The following is a 14,320-nucleotide window of genomic DNA, read 5'->3' on the forward strand; positions in this document are numbered from 1 at the left end:
GAACACCGCCGCGACCTCGTACATCACCGGCTCGAACCGTGCACACATCCCGGCGATCACCCGGTTGCGCTCGCGCATCTCGGGCGTGCGCAACATGGCCTGAAAATCCCCGCGCTTCTCCCAGCGCGAATAGGTCGAGATCCGGGTCTGCGCGTCATTCACATGGATCGCCCCGCCCAGAAACCCGGGCTGATGCCGGATCACCTTGTCATAGGCATCCGTCAGATGCTCCAGCACATCCGAGCAGGTGCCGGGCGTCATCTCGAAGGTCGAGACGACCGTCTGGCCGTCAAAATCGGGGGTGATGGCGATGGGCATGGTCTCTCCTCCTCAGGCAAGCCTCCCTTGGCTGGCCCCATGGTGCCCCCTTGCGGGCGCGCTGCAAAGCTCTATGTTCAGCCGCACCTCGGGGGGCCAGTGTACATTGGCTGAGATGCGGATGGACCGCGGACCCGTTGAACCTGAACCGGTTAGGACCGGCGGAGGGAAGGTGACAGGTTCCATCCTCACCCCGACCCCGCCCGTCGCAATGGAGGATAGACCATGAAGAATCCGACCCTTGCCGCGGGACTGCTTGCGATCACCCCGCTTGCGGCCTTCGCGGATGTGCCCCAGCTGCACGTTCTCACCTATGACAGCTTCGTCGCCGAATGGGGGCCCGGCCCGCAGGTCGAAGCGGCCTTCGAGGCCACCTGCAACTGCGACCTCGTCTTCGAGGCCGCCGGCGACGGCGCGGCGATGCTCTCGCGCCTGATGCTGGAGGGCGAGCGCACCGATACCGATGTGGTACTGGGCCTTGATACCAACCTCACCGCGCAGGCCGCCTCGATGGTCATGCCGCATGGCGTCAGCGCCGATCTGGACCTGCCGATCGCCTGGGATGACGCGAATTTCCTGCCCTTCGACTGGGGCTGGTTCGCCTTCGTCTATGACACCACCCGCGTCGAGACCCCGCCCGCCAGCTTCCGCGAGCTGATCGACAGCGACCTCAGCGTGGTCATTCAGGACCCGCGTTCCTCGACCCCCGGCCTCGGCCTGCTGATGTGGGTCAAGGCCGCCTATGGCGACGAGGCCGCCGCAATCTGGCAGGGCCTCGCGCCGCGGATCCTGACCGTGACGCCGGGCTGGTCCGAGGCCTATGGCCTGTTCCTCGAAGGTGAGGCCGACATGGTGCTGAGCTACACCACCTCGCCCGCCTATCACATCATCGCCGAAGAGGATGAGACCAAGGCCGCCGCTGCTTTCGAGGAAGGCAACTACCTGCAGGTCGAAGTCGCCGGCATCCTCGCCAACACCGACCAGCCGGAATTGGCACAACATTTCATGCAGTTCATGGTCTCGGACGCCTTCCAGTCGATCATCCCCGAGACCAACTGGATGTACCCCGCGGTGATGCCCGAGGGCGGCCTGCCCGAGGGCTTCGCCACGCTCGCTCAGCCCGAGTCGCTGCTGCTGCCCGCCGAGGACGCGCAGGAGATCCGCGACGAGGTGCTGGCCGAAGGGCGCGACGCGCTCGCCCAGTGAGCGCCCGCCGCGATCCTCGGATCGTGACCTGGACCGCTGCCCTCGTGGCGGCGGTCCTGATCCTTGTGAACCTCGGCGCGCTCGGTGCCGTGGCCTGGCGGGCCGAGGGCTCTGCCGGCTGGTCCGCCGCCGATTGGGCCGCCCTGCGCTTCACCCTCTGGCAGGCCTTCCTCTCGGCCGTCTTTTCCGTCGCCCTCGCCGTTCCCGTCGCCCGCGCGCTGGTCCGCCGCCGCTTCCCCGGCCGGCAGGCGCTGATCGTGTTGATGGGCGCGCCCTTCATCCTGCCGGTGCTGGTCGCGGTGACCGGCCTGCTCGCCGTCTTCGGCCGCAACGGCGTGATGAACGACGCGCTCGCGCTCTTGGGCCTGCCCCGCCTGTCGATCTACGGCCTCCACGGCGTCGTGCTGGCGCATGTGTTCTTCAACCTGCCCCTCTCCGTCCGGTTGCTGCTGCAAGGCTGGGCCCGCGTCCCCTCCGAACACCTCCGCCTGTCCTCGGCCCTCGGTTTCGGCGGCTGGGCGCGCTTCCGGCATGTCGAGGCCCCGATGCTGGCCCGAATCCTGCCCGGCGCGCTGGCGATCGTGTTCCTGATCTGCCTCACCTCCTTCGCCGTGGCCCTGACCTTGGGCGGAGGCCCCCGGGCCACAACGCTGGAACTGGCGATCTACCAGGCCTTCCGCTTCGATTTCGATCTCGGCCGCGCGGCACTGCTGGCAGCGGTGCAGGCGGGGATCGGGCTTGCCGCGCTCCAACTCCTCGCCCGCGTCACCCCGCCAGAGACCGCCGTCACCGGCCTCGACCGCGCCGCACCGCCGCCACCCGGTGGCTGGGCGACGGCGCTGGGTGCGACCGCGATCACCCTCGCCGCGCTGTTCCTCATGGCCCCTCTGGCGCTGGTCGTCGCACGCGGCCTGCCGCAATTGCCCGGCCTGCCGGCGGTCGTCTGGCGGGCCGCCCTGCGCTCCATCCTCGTCGCCGCCGCCTCGACCCTGCTGCTCGCCCTTTTCGCCGCCGCCCTGACAGCAGCCTCGCTCCGGCACCGCTGGGCCGAGGGCATCGGCTCCTCTGCGCTGGTCGCGTCGAGCATGGTGATTGGCACAGGGCTGTTCCTCATCGTGAACCCCGTCATCGCGCCCGAAACTCTCGCGCTACCTGTCACCGCGTTGGTCAATGCCGCGATGGCCCTGCCCTTCGCCCTGCGCGCCCTCATTCCCGCAGCACGAAGGGCCGAGGTCGATTTCGCCCGCCTCTCGCTGTCCTTGGGCCTGAATGCCCGCGCCCATTGGCGGTTGGTTCTCTGGCCCCGTCTGCGCAAACCAGTGGGCTTCGCGCTGGGGCTCGGCGCGGCATTGTCGATGGGTGATCTGGGGGTCATCGTGCTGTTTGCGCAGACCGGGTCCGAGACCCTGCCGATGCAGATGCACCGGCTGATGGGCGCCTATCGCAGCGGCGATTCGTCGGGCGCAGCACTGCTGCTGCTGGCCCTGTCACTGGGCGCCTTCGTGCTGCTCGAACGCCTGATCGGAGGCCGTGATGCTGACACTTGAGAACACCACCATCACGCTGGGTGAGTTCCAACTGAGCGCCGATCTCTCGATCCCCAAGGGCGCGCGGGTGGCGGTCATGGGGCCATCCGGCGCGGGCAAATCAACCCTCATCAACGCCGTCGCCGGCTTTGTACCGCTGGCACAAGGCGCAATCCGCTGGGACGGCGAGCGCCTCGACACCCTGCCCCCGGCCGAGCGGCCCCTGTCCATCCTGTTCCAAGATCACAACCTGCTGCCGCACCTGACGGTGTTCGACAATGTCGCGCTGGGGCTCGATCCCAACCTGCGCCTCGACGCTGCCCAGAATGCCCGCGTGACGCAAGCGCTGGCCGAGACTGGCCTCGAAGGGCTGGAGCGCCGCAAGCCCGCGCAGCTGTCCGGCGGGCAGATCAGCCGTGCGGGCTTGGCGCGGGTGCTGCTGCGTGCCCGGCCGATGATCCTGCTGGACGAACCCTTCGCCGCGCTGGGACCGGCGCTGAAACGGCAAATGCTGGACCTCGTGGCGCGCATCGCCACCGAGACCGGCGCGACGCTGCTGATGATCACCCACGACCCCGAGGATGCGCGCCATCTGTGCGACCTGACGCTGGTCGTGGCGGAGGGCGTCGCGCATCCTCCCGCGCCGACGCAGGCGCTGCTGGACAATCCGCCGCCTGCGCTCAGGGCCTATCTGGGTTAGATCCCGCAGACCCGGCGCATGACCTCGCGCGCGGCCCCGGTGCCGCGCAGCCCGAAGGCGGTGATGCGCTCGTCATGGATGTTGTACATCTCCAGCCGCGCGCCGCGCGCGAAGGCATCGAGGAAACCGGGCGTCAGCAGATCCGTCGTGACCCAAAGCCGATCGGTCGGGCGGTATTCTACCTCGCCGACGAAGCTCTGGCCGTCGATATCCAGCCGCAGGAATTCGCGCGCGGGCTGGGTGCGCGAGAAGACCGAATCGTTGAGGCCCGGCCCGCGATACATCTCGAACACCATGCGACCCTCAGGGCGCGACTGCTCGCAGCGGAAGGTCAGGCGGCCCTGATGGTTGTCACCCTCGGCCGAGACCTCGACCCGCGTGCCCTCGGTCCGGTGCATCCATGCGCCCGGCTGAACATAGCGGAAGGCATTGTCGCTGCCCCAGCGCCCGACCGCCGTCCATTGCGCCCAGCCCGGAAGGGCACTCGCAGCGAGGCAGAGGGCGGCAGTAAGGGACAGTCGGAGCATGGGCAGACCTTGGAACACGGTGTCGCGCCAGCCTAGCGGTGGGAAAACCGGCTTTCCAGACCCACCAAACGGCAAAACGCGCCCCGAAGGGCGCGTTTCACGAAACATTTTGTCCAGCACCGGCTCAGCCGTGCTTGGCGGCGTCCTTGACCGGCGCCCAGAGACGCTTGTTGGTCAGGTACAGCAGCGAGGCCAGCAGGCCGAGGAACAGCACGCCGATGAAACCCCACATCTTGCGCTGCGGCAGGCGCGGTTCGGCGGCCCACATCAGGAAGGCAGCGACGTCCTGTGCCATCTGCTCTTCGGTGGCGGGGGTGCCGTCCGAATACTCGACGAGGTCTTCCATCAGAACCGGCGGCATGGCGACGTTGCCGCCGAAGGCCGAGTTCTCATAAAACAGCGCGCCGGCCATCTCGGTCTCTTCGCCGGTGAAGCCGGTGAGGAACGAAGCGATGTACTCGGCGCCGCCCATGCCGTGGATCAGCTGGTTGATGCCGAGGCCATAGGGGCCGTGGAAACCGGCACGGGCCTTCGCCATCAGGCTAAGGTCCGGGGCGTTTTCCAGCGTCGAGTGGCCGAAGTGGTCGGTCATGCCGGCGGCGCGGTAGCCACCTTCACCGTCCTCGACCTCGTGCTCGGCAGCGAAGGCGCGCATCACGTCGGGTTCCAGCGCGGGGCCGGTCTCGTCGGTGAGGGCGCGGAACGACACCAGGCTGAGGCCGTGGCAGGCCGAGCAGACCTCGTTGTAGACCTGCAGGCCGCGCTGCAGCTGGTTGCGGTCATAGGTCCCGAACGGGCCTTCGAACGAGAAGGCGAAGTCGTGGACATGGCCGCCTTCGCCCGCCGCCAGCGCCGGAGCGCTGCCGAGGGTGAGGGCCGCGAGGGCCGAAAGGGCAAGTTTGCGGATCATGGGTATCACCTATTCCTTTCGATCACTCGGCCGGGATCTGTTCCGGCGCGACGCCGGACTTCTTGGCCTTAACCTTGGCCTTGAAGTCGGCTTCGATGCTGGCCGGCGGGGTCGTCGGACGTTCCAGGACACCCAGCAGCGGCAGGATGACGAGGAAGTAGGCAAACCAGTAGGCGGCACCGATCAGCGAGATGGTCGAATACGGGGGTTCGGCAGGCATGGCACCGGCCCACATCAGGACGACGAAGTCGACGACCAGCAGCCAGAAGAACGACTTGAACATCGGGCGGTGGCGACCCGAGCGGACCGACGAGGTGTCGAGCCACGGGGTCAGCGCCATCACCGCGATCGCGCCGAACATGGCGAGCACGCCGAAGAACTTCGCGTCGATGATCCCGAACGAGATCCAGTTGGCGAACATCACCACCCAGACGTCGGCCGTGAAGGCACGCAGGATCGCGTAGAACGGCAGGAAGTACCATTCCGGAACGATGTGCGCCGGGGTCGAGAGCGGGTTGGCCATGACGTAGTTGTCGGGGTGGCCCAGGAAGTTCGGCATGTAGGCGACGATCGCCCAGAACACCAGCAGGACCAGGACCAGCGCGAACAGGTCCTTGATGACGAAGTACGGCCAGAACGGCAGCGTGTCCTTCTCGGCTTCCTCTTTCGAGCCACGACGGACCTCAACACCCGAGGGGTTGTTGTTGCCGGTGTGGTGGAAGGCCCAGATGTGCAGGATCACGAGGCCCGCGATCACGAAGGGCAGCAGGTAGTGCAGCGAGAAGAAGCGGTTCAGCGTGTAGTTGCCGACAGCCGGTCCGCCCAGCAGCCACTGCTGGATCGGCTCCCCGATGCCGGGGATCGCGCCGAACAGGCCGGTGATCACCGTGGCGCCCCAGAACGACATCTGACCCCAGGGAAGAACGTAGCCCATGAAGCCGGTGGCCATCATCAGCAGGTAGATCAGCATGCCGATGATCCAGGTCACTTCGCGGGGAGCCTTGTAGCTACCGTAGTAGAGGCCGCGGAAAATGTGGATGTAGACGGCGAAGAAGAACAGCGAAGCGCCGTTGGCGTGCAGGTAACGCAGCATGTAGCCGCCGTTCACGTCACGCATGATATGCTCGACCGAGGCGAAAGCCATGTCGGCATGCGGCGTGTAGTGCATCACCAGGACGATGCCGGTGACGATTTGCAGCGCAAGGCAGAATGCGAGGACGATGCCCCAGATCCACCACCAGTTCAGGTTCTTCGGCGTGGGGATCATCAGGGTGTCGTAGACGAGGCCAACGATCGGCAGGCGGCGGTGAAGCCACTTCTCGATGCCGGTCTTGGGCTCGTAATGGTCGTGGGGAATGCCGGACATACCTACGTCTCTCCCTTAGCCGAGCTGGATGGTGTTGTCGTCGATGAAGCTGACGACGGGAATGTGCAGGTTCTGCGGCGCCGGGCCGCGGCGGATACGACCCGCGGTGTCATAGTGCGACCCGTGGCAGGGGCAGAACCAGCCGCCGAAGTCGCCCGAGCCGTTCCCCAACGGCACGCAGCCGAGGTGGGTGCAGACGCCGGTCATGATCAGCCATTCTTCCTTGCCGGGCATGGCGCGGTTTTCGTCGGTCGCGAGCGAACCGGCGGGAAGGTTGGGGTTCTCGGCGCTTTGGTCGGTCAGGGTGCTCACGTCCACGGCGCGGGCTGCGTCGATTTCTTCCTGCGTGCGGTGACGGATGAACACCGGCTTGCCGAGGAAGTTGACGGTCAGCTGCGTACCGACGGCGACGCCGCTGATATCGACGAAGATCGAGGACAGGGCCTGCACGTCAGCCGAGGGATTCATCTGGTTGACGAGCGGCCAGACCGCAGCCCCGGTGGCAACCACGCCGGCGCCGGCGGTCGCGTAGTACAGAAAATCCCGGCGAGTGCCTGCGTTGTCGTCTGCGTGGGACACGAGCATTCTCCATTTCAAGGTCATGGGTCCGGCAGCAATGCCGAAACGAGCCGCAGTGTCCTGCAGCCTCCAAGGCGGCTGTTTAACGGCGATTTGAACATCCGTCCAGCCGCGAAAATGGGGAATTATGCCGCACCCCGGGCCAGTTCGGACCTGATCCTGAACCGGCGCCTGAGGGGGGCAATCGCCTCTCGCGAAGCCTTCAGATAAGGCGAAACTGCGTCATCACAAGGGTCAGCGCGAAACCGGCGAAGAACAGGCCGACGCCCAGATCGATCCAAGGCGCGACCCGCAGAAAGGTGCGCGCCGCTGCCTTGGTCGAAAAGGCCAGCGCGTAGACGGCGTGGATTGCCCCCGCCACGACGCAGGCCCCGACACAGAGAATCGCCACATCCCACGGCCCCGCCTGTGCCACCGGAAACACCGCCGTCATCGTCAGCCAGGTGGTCAGCGCCTTGGGGTTCATCATCATGATCGACATCGCCCGCAACATCCCGTCGCGGGCGCGCGCGCCCTTGCGGGCCTCGGGCGCAGGGGGATCACCCCGCCGCCGGGCCGCGAATCCCGCGCGCGATCGGCGCAGGTAGCGGCTGGAGAACCAGATCAGCAGCCCCACGGCCACCGCCGTCATCGCCACCCGCGCCGGCGGGAAGGCAAGCAGCAGTGCCGTCGCCCCCAGGATCATGCCCAGGCACCAGGCGGTGATCGACAGCCCCGTGCCCAGCGCCGCCCCCAAGGCCGCGCGTCGGCCCGAGCCGATGGCAAGCGAGATGGTGTTCAGCACATTGGGTCCCGGCGTGAGAACATTCATCGCCAGAAAGCCCCAGGCGCCAAGGAAGGCACCGAAAGGCAACAGGGTCGCGGTCATGGTTAGGGTCCGAAAGGGCCTCGGGGCGCGAGGCCGGAAGGAAAAAGCCGATCAGGCGGGAATCGTCGCCTGCATCGAGGGGCGCTCGGCAAAGCGGGCGTACCAACCGGCCAGCTGCGGATGCTGCGCGCGCCACTCACGGTCGGCGAAACGGAAGTCCAGATAGCCCAGCGCGCAGGCGATCGAGACCGTGCCGATGGTCATCGGCCCCTCCAGATGCGCCATCCACCGACTCTCCAGCGCCGAGAGGGCACGGACGATCTTCTGCCACTGGCCGTCCATCCAGCCCTCGTGCTGTATGCCGGCTTCGCGCAGCGTGACCTCGTAGCGGATCAGCAGCGCCGCATCGAGCATCCCGTCGCCGGTGGCCTCCAGCGTCAGGGCCTCCCAATGGCTGGGACCGTCGGGGTAGAAGCCCGCGCCCTTGGGGGAAAGCGCGGCGATGTAGCGGCAGATCACGCGGCTGTCGTACAACGTGCAGCCATCGTCACGCTCAAGCGCCGGAACCTTGCTGAGGGGATTGGCGGCCACGCTCATCTTGCCCGGATCGGTCGGCATGCCGCCGGCGTTGAGCAGGGTCACGCTGTCGGTCAGGCCCATCTCGTGCAGGAGGATCATGGCCTTGCGGACATAGGGCGAAGTCGGGCTGTGGTGCAGCGTCATCATGGCAGGCCTCCCGGACAAAAACGCATTCGCGAGAAAGCTTAACAGGTGCATCGGCAACGTCCATGGCCGATCTGCGCGCACCGGTTCATGCCGGGTTGATGCCCCGCACCCAACACCGTTAACTGCACGCATGGCGAGAGCGAGCAGCAAACGGAAACGAAAGAAGGCCAAGGGCCCCGGCGCGATCGAGCGCACGGCGGGCCTGATCCGGCGCGTGATCCGCTGGAGCCTTCTGGGGCTGGCCGCGCTGGCCGTGGTGATGGTGGCCTGGATCGGCCTCTACCGCTTCGTGAACCCGCCGACCGGCTATTACATGTGGAGCGAATCGCGCCGCCTTGGCGGCGTGCGGCAGGAATGGGTGTCGCTTGACCAGATGGCCTCGGCGATGCCGCTGTCGGTGGTCGCGGCCGAGGATGCCAATTTCTGCCGTCACTGGGGCTTCGACATGGTGGCGATCCGCGCGGCACTGGCCGATGGCGGGGCGCGCGGGGCCTCGACCCTGACGCAGCAGGTGGTGAAGAACACCTTCCTGTGGCACGGACGCAACCTTCTGCGCAAAGGGCTGGAGGCGCTGATCACGCCCTTGGTCGAGATCCTCTGGCCCAAGGAGCGTATCCTCGAGGTGTATCTGAACATGGCCGAATTCGACGAGGGCATCTTCGGCGTGCAGGCCGCGGCCCAGCGCTATTTCCGCGTCGATGCGGCCGCCCTGTCGTCCCGGCAGGCCGCGCTGCTGGCAACCGTGCTGCCCGATCCGCAGGGCCGCGACGCCCATCGGCCGTCCGGTTTCATGACGCAACGGGCCGATGCGATCCAGGATGGGGCCGCAACCATTGCGCGAGACGACCGTTCCGCCTGCTTCGGCGGTTGAATTCAGACGCTTCCCCGTGCAAAGGGTGAAAGACGCAACAGCGACCGCAAGATGCAAAGCCCCGTTCACCTTCTCCATCACGTCCCGCTTTCGCCCTTCTGCCGGAAGGTGCGCCTGACGCTGGCCGAGAAACGCATCCCCTTCTCCCTGAAGGAAGAGCGCTATTGGGAAGGCGGCACCGAGTTCCTGCGCCTCAACCCCGCGGGCAAGGTGCCGATCCTGCGCTACGAGGGTCGGCTGCTGTCCGAGAGCCAGGCGATCTGCGAATTCCTCGACGAGGTCCACCCGACCCCGCCCCTGATGCCCGACGATCCCGCCGGCCGCTATGAGGTGCGCCGCCTCTGCGCTTGGTTCGACGACAAGTTCCACGCCGAGGTCACGGCGAACCTGCTCTACGAGCGGGTGAACAAGAAGATTATGGGTCAGGGCTATCCCGACAGCCAGAAGATCAAGACCGGCTCGTCGCGGATCAAGTACCACCTCGATTACATGGGCTGGCTGCTGGAGCACCGCCGCTGGATTGCCGGCGGCGCGATCTCGCTGGCGGATTTCGCCGCGGCGGCGCATCTGAGCTGCCTCGATTATATCTCGGACGTGGATTGGGACCGCTCGCCGGCCGTGAAGGCCTGGTATGCGACGATCAAGTCGCGCCCCGCGTTCCGGCCGCTGCTGACGGACCAAGTGCCCGGCTTCCCGCCGCCCCGGCGCTATGCCGATCTGGATTTCTGAGATGGTTGGCACCCGGGGGCTTTGCCCCCGGACCCCCAGGATATTTAGAGAGCAAAGATGGGGCTGAAAGCCGCTCTTCTCGCACAGGCGCGCGCCGAAGGTTTTGCGGCGATGGGTGTCATGCGACCAGGGTCTGTGCCGGAGCTGGCGGGGCGGTTGCAGGCCTTTGTCGAGGCCGGGCGGCATGGGCAGATGGGCTGGATGGCCGAGCGCATGAACTGGCGGGGCGATCCCTCGGCGCTGTGGCCCGAGGCGCGCTCGGTGGTGATGCTGGCCGAGCCCTATACGCCCGACGAGGATCCGATGGACGCCGTAGCGCGGCGCGAGGCCGGGGCAATCAGCGTCTATGCCCGCAATCGCGATTACCATGACGTGGTGAAAAAGCGGCTGAAGCGGTTGGGGCGCTGGTTGATCGATGAAGCCAAGCGGCAGGGTCAGGGCGCGGAAATCAAGGTCTTCGTGGACACGGCCCCGGTGATGGAAAAGCCCCTCGCCGCCGCCGCCGGACTCGGTTGGCAGGGCAAGCATACGAACCTTCTGAGCCGCGACTTGGGGAACTGGTTTTTCCTCGGCGCGATCTTCACCACGTTGGACTTGGAGCCTGATGCTCCGGGGCGCGAGAATTGCGGCTCGTGCACCGCTTGTCTCGATGCCTGCCCGACCCGGGCCTTCCCCGCCCCCTTCCAGATCGACGCGCGGCGCTGTGTCTCCTACCTGACGATCGAGCATCACGGGCCGGTGGACGAGGCGCTGCGGCCGATGCTGGGCAACCGGATCTATGGCTGCGACGATTGCCTTGCCGCCTGCCCGTGGAACAAATTCGCCATCGCCGCGAGCGAGGTGAAATACGCCGCCCGCGACGATCTGCGCGCGCCGGCGCTGGCGAGACTGGCACAGCTGGACGATGCCGCCTTCCGAGAGAAATTCTCGGGCTCGCCGATCAAGCGTATCGGGCGCGACCGTTTTGTCCGCAATGTCCTCTATGCCATCGGCAATTCCGGCCAGCCCGCGTTGGCAGCGCATGCCGCGCGGCTTGCGGACGATCCCGACGAGACCGTCCGCGACGCCGCGAATTGGGCGCTGTCACGCTTGAAGTAGCGCCATGGCGGCGGGCCAGGCCTCAGGGTCGGCGACGGTCTTGTCACGGCAGAAGGGGTTGCAGAAGCCGATCACCGTGCCGTCGATCCGCGCGAAATCCGTCACCGGCTTGCCGGAATAGGGGCAGGCGCTGTTGATCGAGGGGCCGTCACAGGCCTCGGCCGGCAGCGGCGCGGGGCCCGGCCAGGCGCGCTGCGCATAGGGGCGGTCGTAGAACGACTGATCCGGGCCATCGACCAACCCCATCGCGCGCCAGCGGCGGAAGGGGCCGTGGTTCAGGTGGGCTGCGACATAGGCCTGCGCCTCGGGGCCGACGGGCAGGTTGTAGCCGGCGATCCGCCCCGCGACCGGCGCGAAGAAGGCGTCCGCCACGGAATACTCACCGCAGAGCCAAGGGCCCGTGGCGCCGGTTTCGCGCCGCGCCCAAGCCCAGAGGGCCTGCAGCCGCGCCAGATCGGACAGCACCGCCTCGGTCGGTTCGCAATCCTCATAGCTCAGACGCAGGTTCATCGGGCAATGCGAGCGCAGGGCGGTGAAGCTGGAATGCATCTCGGCCGTCAGTTGCCGGGCGATGGCGCGGGCCTTGGAATCGGCAGGCCAGAGACCGGCCTCGGGGTGGCGGGTCGCCAGTTCCTCGGCAATGGCGAGGCTGTCGGCGAGGACGATCCCCTCGGGCAGCCGTACGGCGGGTACCGTGCGGGCCGGGAACCACTCGGCCAGGGTGCCCTGAAAGCCGGGCTCATAAAGGCGGATCACCGTCAGGCGGTGCTCGATGCCGAAGGCGGCGAGCAGCAGCCAGCCGCGAAGGGACCAGCTGGAATAGGCACGGTCGGCGATACAAAGCTCGTAAGTCATGGCGGGAACTCTCGGGAACAGGCGTGATGTTGCCACCCTACCCTGCCTGTTGCGCAACGCTCTGGCAAATCAGGCTTTGTGCGCCAAATGATGACTTTTTTCGATTATTCGATGAACCAAATGCTCTCTCGCGCGTAGTCCCTGTAGAAACGGGGAGACGACGATGGCGCTCGATACCGCTGCAACCGACCGGATGGCGCGCAAGGCGATGCGCGCAGAATTGCTCGATGCCGAGACGGAACTCGCGCTCGCCCGGGCCTGGCGCGATCAGCGTGACGAGCAGGCGCTGCACCGGCTGGTGACCGCCTACATGCGTCTCGCGATCTCCATGGCGTCGCGCTATCGCCGCTATGGCGCGCCGATGAGCGACCTCATTCAGGAAGCCGGTTTGGGCCTGATGAAAGCGGCCGAGCGGTTCGATCCGGACCGTGGCGTGCGCTTCTCGACCTATGCTGTCTGGTGGATCAAGGCCTCGGTGCAGGATTTCGTCATGCGCAACTGGTCGATGGTCCGCACGGGCTCGACCACCTCGCAGAAGGCCCTGTTCTTCAACATGCGCCGTGTTCAGGCCGAACTGGCCCGCGAGGCGCGCCAGACCGGTGAGTCGTTGGAACCTGATGAGATGCTGGTGCGCGTTGCCGAACGGATCGGTGTGCCGCTGGCGGATGTGCTGATGATGGAAGGCCGCTTGTCGGGCGGGGATCTGTCCCTCAACGCCAAGCCCTCGGGCGAGGACGATGGCCACGAGTGGATCGACACGATCGAGGATGAGAGCCTGCCGCAGGGTGAAGCGGTGGCGGATCGTCAGGATACGCGCGTGCTGCGCGGATGGCTGGCGGATGCGATGGCCGCGCTGAACCCGCGCGAGAGGGCGATTGTCGCCGCGCGCAAGCTGGGCGAGGCCCCGCGCACGCTGGAATCGCTGGGCGATGAGCTGGGTCTGTCGAAGGAGCGCGTGCGCCAGATCGAGGCCGCCGCGCTGGCGAAGATGAAGCGCGACCTTGCCACGCGCGCACCGGGAGTTTACGCCTTCTTGGCATGAGAGCCGCGATCCTTGCCGTCTTCGCAGCCACGCCCCTGTGGGCGCAGCCGATCCCTGTAACCGATCTGGACACCCTGCCGCCGGCGGATGTGATTTTCTTGGGCGAGGTGCATGACAACCCCGCGCATCACCTGAATCAGGCGCGCGCCATCACTGCGTTGCGCCCCGCCGCCGTGGTCTGGGAGATGCTGACGCCGGAACAAGCCGCGCAGATGCCCGACGACCGCAGCGACCCGGCAGCGGTTGGCGATGCCCTCGGATGGGCCGACAGCGGCTGGCCCGAATTTGCCCTCTACTACCCGATTGTCGAGGCCGCCGGGACCGCCCGGCATTATGGCGCCGCAGTGCCCCGCCCGGAAGCGCAGCGCGCCTTCCACGAAGGCGCCGCTGCCGTGTTCGGCGCGGAGGCGGACCGCTTCGGCTTGAACCGTCCGCTACCCGAGGATGAGCGTGAGACGCGTGAAGCCGTACAATTCGCCGCCCATTGTGAAGCGATGCCTCTGGAGATGATGGGTGGGATGGTCGAGGCTCAACGGCTGCGCGATGCCGCTCTGGCCCGCGCGGCGCTGCAGGCGTTGGAAGACACCGGCGGGCCGGTCGCGGTGATCGCAGGGTCGGGCCACACGAGGACCGACTGGGGCGCGCCGGCGGCCTTGCGGATCGCGGCCCCTGAGGTGGTGTCGCTTGCCTTGGGGCAAAGCGAAGGCGAGAGATCGACCCCTTGGGATCTTTGGGTCGTCACCGCGCCTGTGGAGCGCGAGGATCCCTGTACCGCGTTCCGCTGAGGGGTTTCGCCCTCGCCCGGCATGCCTCCGGCACGCAGGTCTCGCGTGACCTGAAACGGACAGGGGGCCTCGCTTCGCTCGGCATTGGGGGCTCTGCCCCCTCGGCCTGCGGCCTCACCCCCGGGATATTTTCGGAACGAAGATGTGGGAAGAGGCGCGCGGGCCTTTGACCTCGGCGCAAGCTATGGACGTCGCTCTGCGTCCAATACGCACCCAAACACCTGTCACCCCCGCTAGGCAACATCACTGGCGGCCGAAGCGCGCGGGGTGGGTG

At 67.0% G+C, this 14,320-nt stretch carries 16 protein-coding genes and 1 riboswitch; of the genes, 8 read left to right on the forward strand and 8 right to left on the reverse strand.

Annotation, left to right across the window (positions count from 1 at the left end; translation table 11 throughout):
- On the reverse strand, nucleotides 1-318 hold a 318-nt coding region (locus BCY78_RS23680; protein WP_068306747.1), incomplete at its 3' end, for an antibiotic biosynthesis monooxygenase.
- A gap of 79 nt (nucleotides 319-397) precedes the next feature.
- Nucleotides 398-505, forward strand: a riboswitch (TPP riboswitch).
- Between the two features lie 38 nt (nucleotides 506-543).
- Here BCY78_RS23680 and thiB point away from each other — a divergent pair.
- The 3 genes from thiB to BCY78_RS23695 are packed head-to-tail and all read left to right on the forward strand — an operon-like array spanning nucleotide 544 to nucleotide 3,750.
- A complete protein-coding gene (gene thiB, locus BCY78_RS23685; protein ID WP_068306748.1) occupies nucleotides 544-1,524 on the forward strand; it encodes a thiamine ABC transporter substrate binding subunit in 981 nt (326 codons plus the stop codon).
- A gap of 23 nt (nucleotides 1,525-1,547) precedes the next feature.
- Nucleotides 1,548-3,071, forward strand: coding sequence for a thiamine/thiamine pyrophosphate ABC transporter permease ThiP (locus tag BCY78_RS23690; protein ID WP_233499487.1), 1,524 nt, complete (start codon nucleotides 1,548-1,550; stop codon nucleotides 3,069-3,071).
- Nucleotides 3,058-3,750: an ATP-binding cassette domain-containing protein gene (locus BCY78_RS23695; protein ID WP_068306752.1), complete on the forward strand. Its 693-nt coding sequence runs from the start codon at nucleotides 3,058-3,060 to the stop codon at nucleotides 3,748-3,750. Before BCY78_RS23690 ends, BCY78_RS23695 begins: the two co-directional genes overlap by 14 nt.
- Here the strand turns inward: BCY78_RS23695 and BCY78_RS23700 are convergent.
- The 6 genes from BCY78_RS23700 to BCY78_RS23725 form a co-directional block, all read right to left on the reverse strand.
- Entirely contained in the window at nucleotides 3,747-4,277 is a 531-nt protein-coding gene (locus BCY78_RS23700; RefSeq protein ID WP_068306755.1) for a hypothetical protein, read from the reverse strand. The genes BCY78_RS23695 and BCY78_RS23700 overlap by 4 nt on opposite strands.
- Nucleotides 4,278-4,401: 124 nt before the next feature.
- The gene (locus BCY78_RS23705; protein ID WP_068306757.1) at nucleotides 4,402-5,187 is read right to left on the reverse strand and encodes a cytochrome c1; all 786 of its coding nucleotides are present in this window, start codon (nucleotides 5,185-5,187) and stop codon (nucleotides 4,402-4,404) included.
- Nucleotides 5,188-5,209: 22 nt separating this feature from the next.
- Nucleotides 5,210-6,553 (reverse strand): cytochrome b, encoded by a 1,344-nt coding sequence (gene petB / locus BCY78_RS23710; protein WP_068306759.1) that lies wholly within the window; start codon nucleotides 6,551-6,553, stop codon nucleotides 5,210-5,212.
- 15 nt (nucleotides 6,554-6,568) lie between these two features.
- Nucleotides 6,569-7,132 carry a ubiquinol-cytochrome c reductase iron-sulfur subunit gene (gene petA / locus BCY78_RS23715; RefSeq protein ID WP_068306771.1) on the reverse strand — a complete coding sequence of 188 codons (564 nt, stop codon included), beginning with the start codon at nucleotides 7,130-7,132 and terminating at the stop codon, nucleotides 6,569-6,571.
- A 202-nt stretch (nucleotides 7,133-7,334) separates the two neighbouring features.
- On the reverse strand, nucleotides 7,335-8,000 hold the full coding sequence (locus tag BCY78_RS23720; protein WP_068306761.1) for a LysE family translocator: 666 nt from the start codon (nucleotides 7,998-8,000) through the stop codon (nucleotides 7,335-7,337).
- 51 nt (nucleotides 8,001-8,051) lie between these two features.
- Entirely contained in the window at nucleotides 8,052-8,663 is a 612-nt protein-coding gene (locus BCY78_RS23725) for a glutathione S-transferase family protein (RefSeq protein ID WP_068306773.1), read from the reverse strand.
- 133 nt (nucleotides 8,664-8,796) lie between these two features.
- Between BCY78_RS23725 and mtgA the strand changes: the two genes are divergently transcribed.
- The 3 genes from mtgA to queG are packed head-to-tail and all read left to right on the forward strand — an operon-like array spanning nucleotide 8,797 to nucleotide 11,364.
- The gene (gene mtgA / locus BCY78_RS23730; protein ID WP_068306763.1) at nucleotides 8,797-9,537 is read left to right on the forward strand and encodes a monofunctional biosynthetic peptidoglycan transglycosylase; all 741 of its coding nucleotides are present in this window, start codon (nucleotides 8,797-8,799) and stop codon (nucleotides 9,535-9,537) included.
- A gap of 51 nt (nucleotides 9,538-9,588) precedes the next feature.
- Nucleotides 9,589-10,266 carry a glutathione S-transferase family protein gene (locus BCY78_RS23735; RefSeq protein ID WP_068306764.1) on the forward strand — a complete coding sequence of 226 codons (678 nt, stop codon included), beginning with the start codon at nucleotides 9,589-9,591 and terminating at the stop codon, nucleotides 10,264-10,266.
- Between the two features lie 57 nt (nucleotides 10,267-10,323).
- Nucleotides 10,324-11,364 carry a tRNA epoxyqueuosine(34) reductase QueG gene (queG, locus tag BCY78_RS23740; RefSeq protein ID WP_068306765.1) on the forward strand — a complete coding sequence of 347 codons (1,041 nt, stop codon included), beginning with the start codon at nucleotides 10,324-10,326 and terminating at the stop codon, nucleotides 11,362-11,364.
- Here the strand turns inward: queG and BCY78_RS23745 are convergent.
- Entirely contained in the window at nucleotides 11,350-12,219 is an 870-nt protein-coding gene (locus BCY78_RS23745) for a glutathione S-transferase (protein WP_068306767.1), read from the reverse strand. The genes queG and BCY78_RS23745 overlap by 15 nt on opposite strands.
- 163 nt (nucleotides 12,220-12,382) lie before the next feature.
- Between BCY78_RS23745 and BCY78_RS23750 the strand changes: the two genes are divergently transcribed.
- Both BCY78_RS23750 and BCY78_RS23755 read left to right on the forward strand, forming a co-directional pair.
- Nucleotides 12,383-13,261: an RNA polymerase factor sigma-32 gene (locus BCY78_RS23750; RefSeq protein ID WP_068306769.1), complete on the forward strand. Its 879-nt coding sequence runs from the start codon at nucleotides 12,383-12,385 to the stop codon at nucleotides 13,259-13,261.
- Entirely contained in the window at nucleotides 13,258-14,046 is a 789-nt protein-coding gene (locus tag BCY78_RS23755; RefSeq protein WP_068306770.1) for a ChaN family lipoprotein, read from the forward strand. Before BCY78_RS23750 ends, BCY78_RS23755 begins: the two co-directional genes overlap by 4 nt.
- Nucleotides 14,047-14,320 lie beyond the last annotated feature (274 nt).

Source organism: Pararhodobacter sp. CCB-MM2, assembly GCF_001691415.1.
Classification (GTDB): domain Bacteria; phylum Pseudomonadota; class Alphaproteobacteria; order Rhodobacterales; family Rhodobacteraceae; genus Pararhodobacter.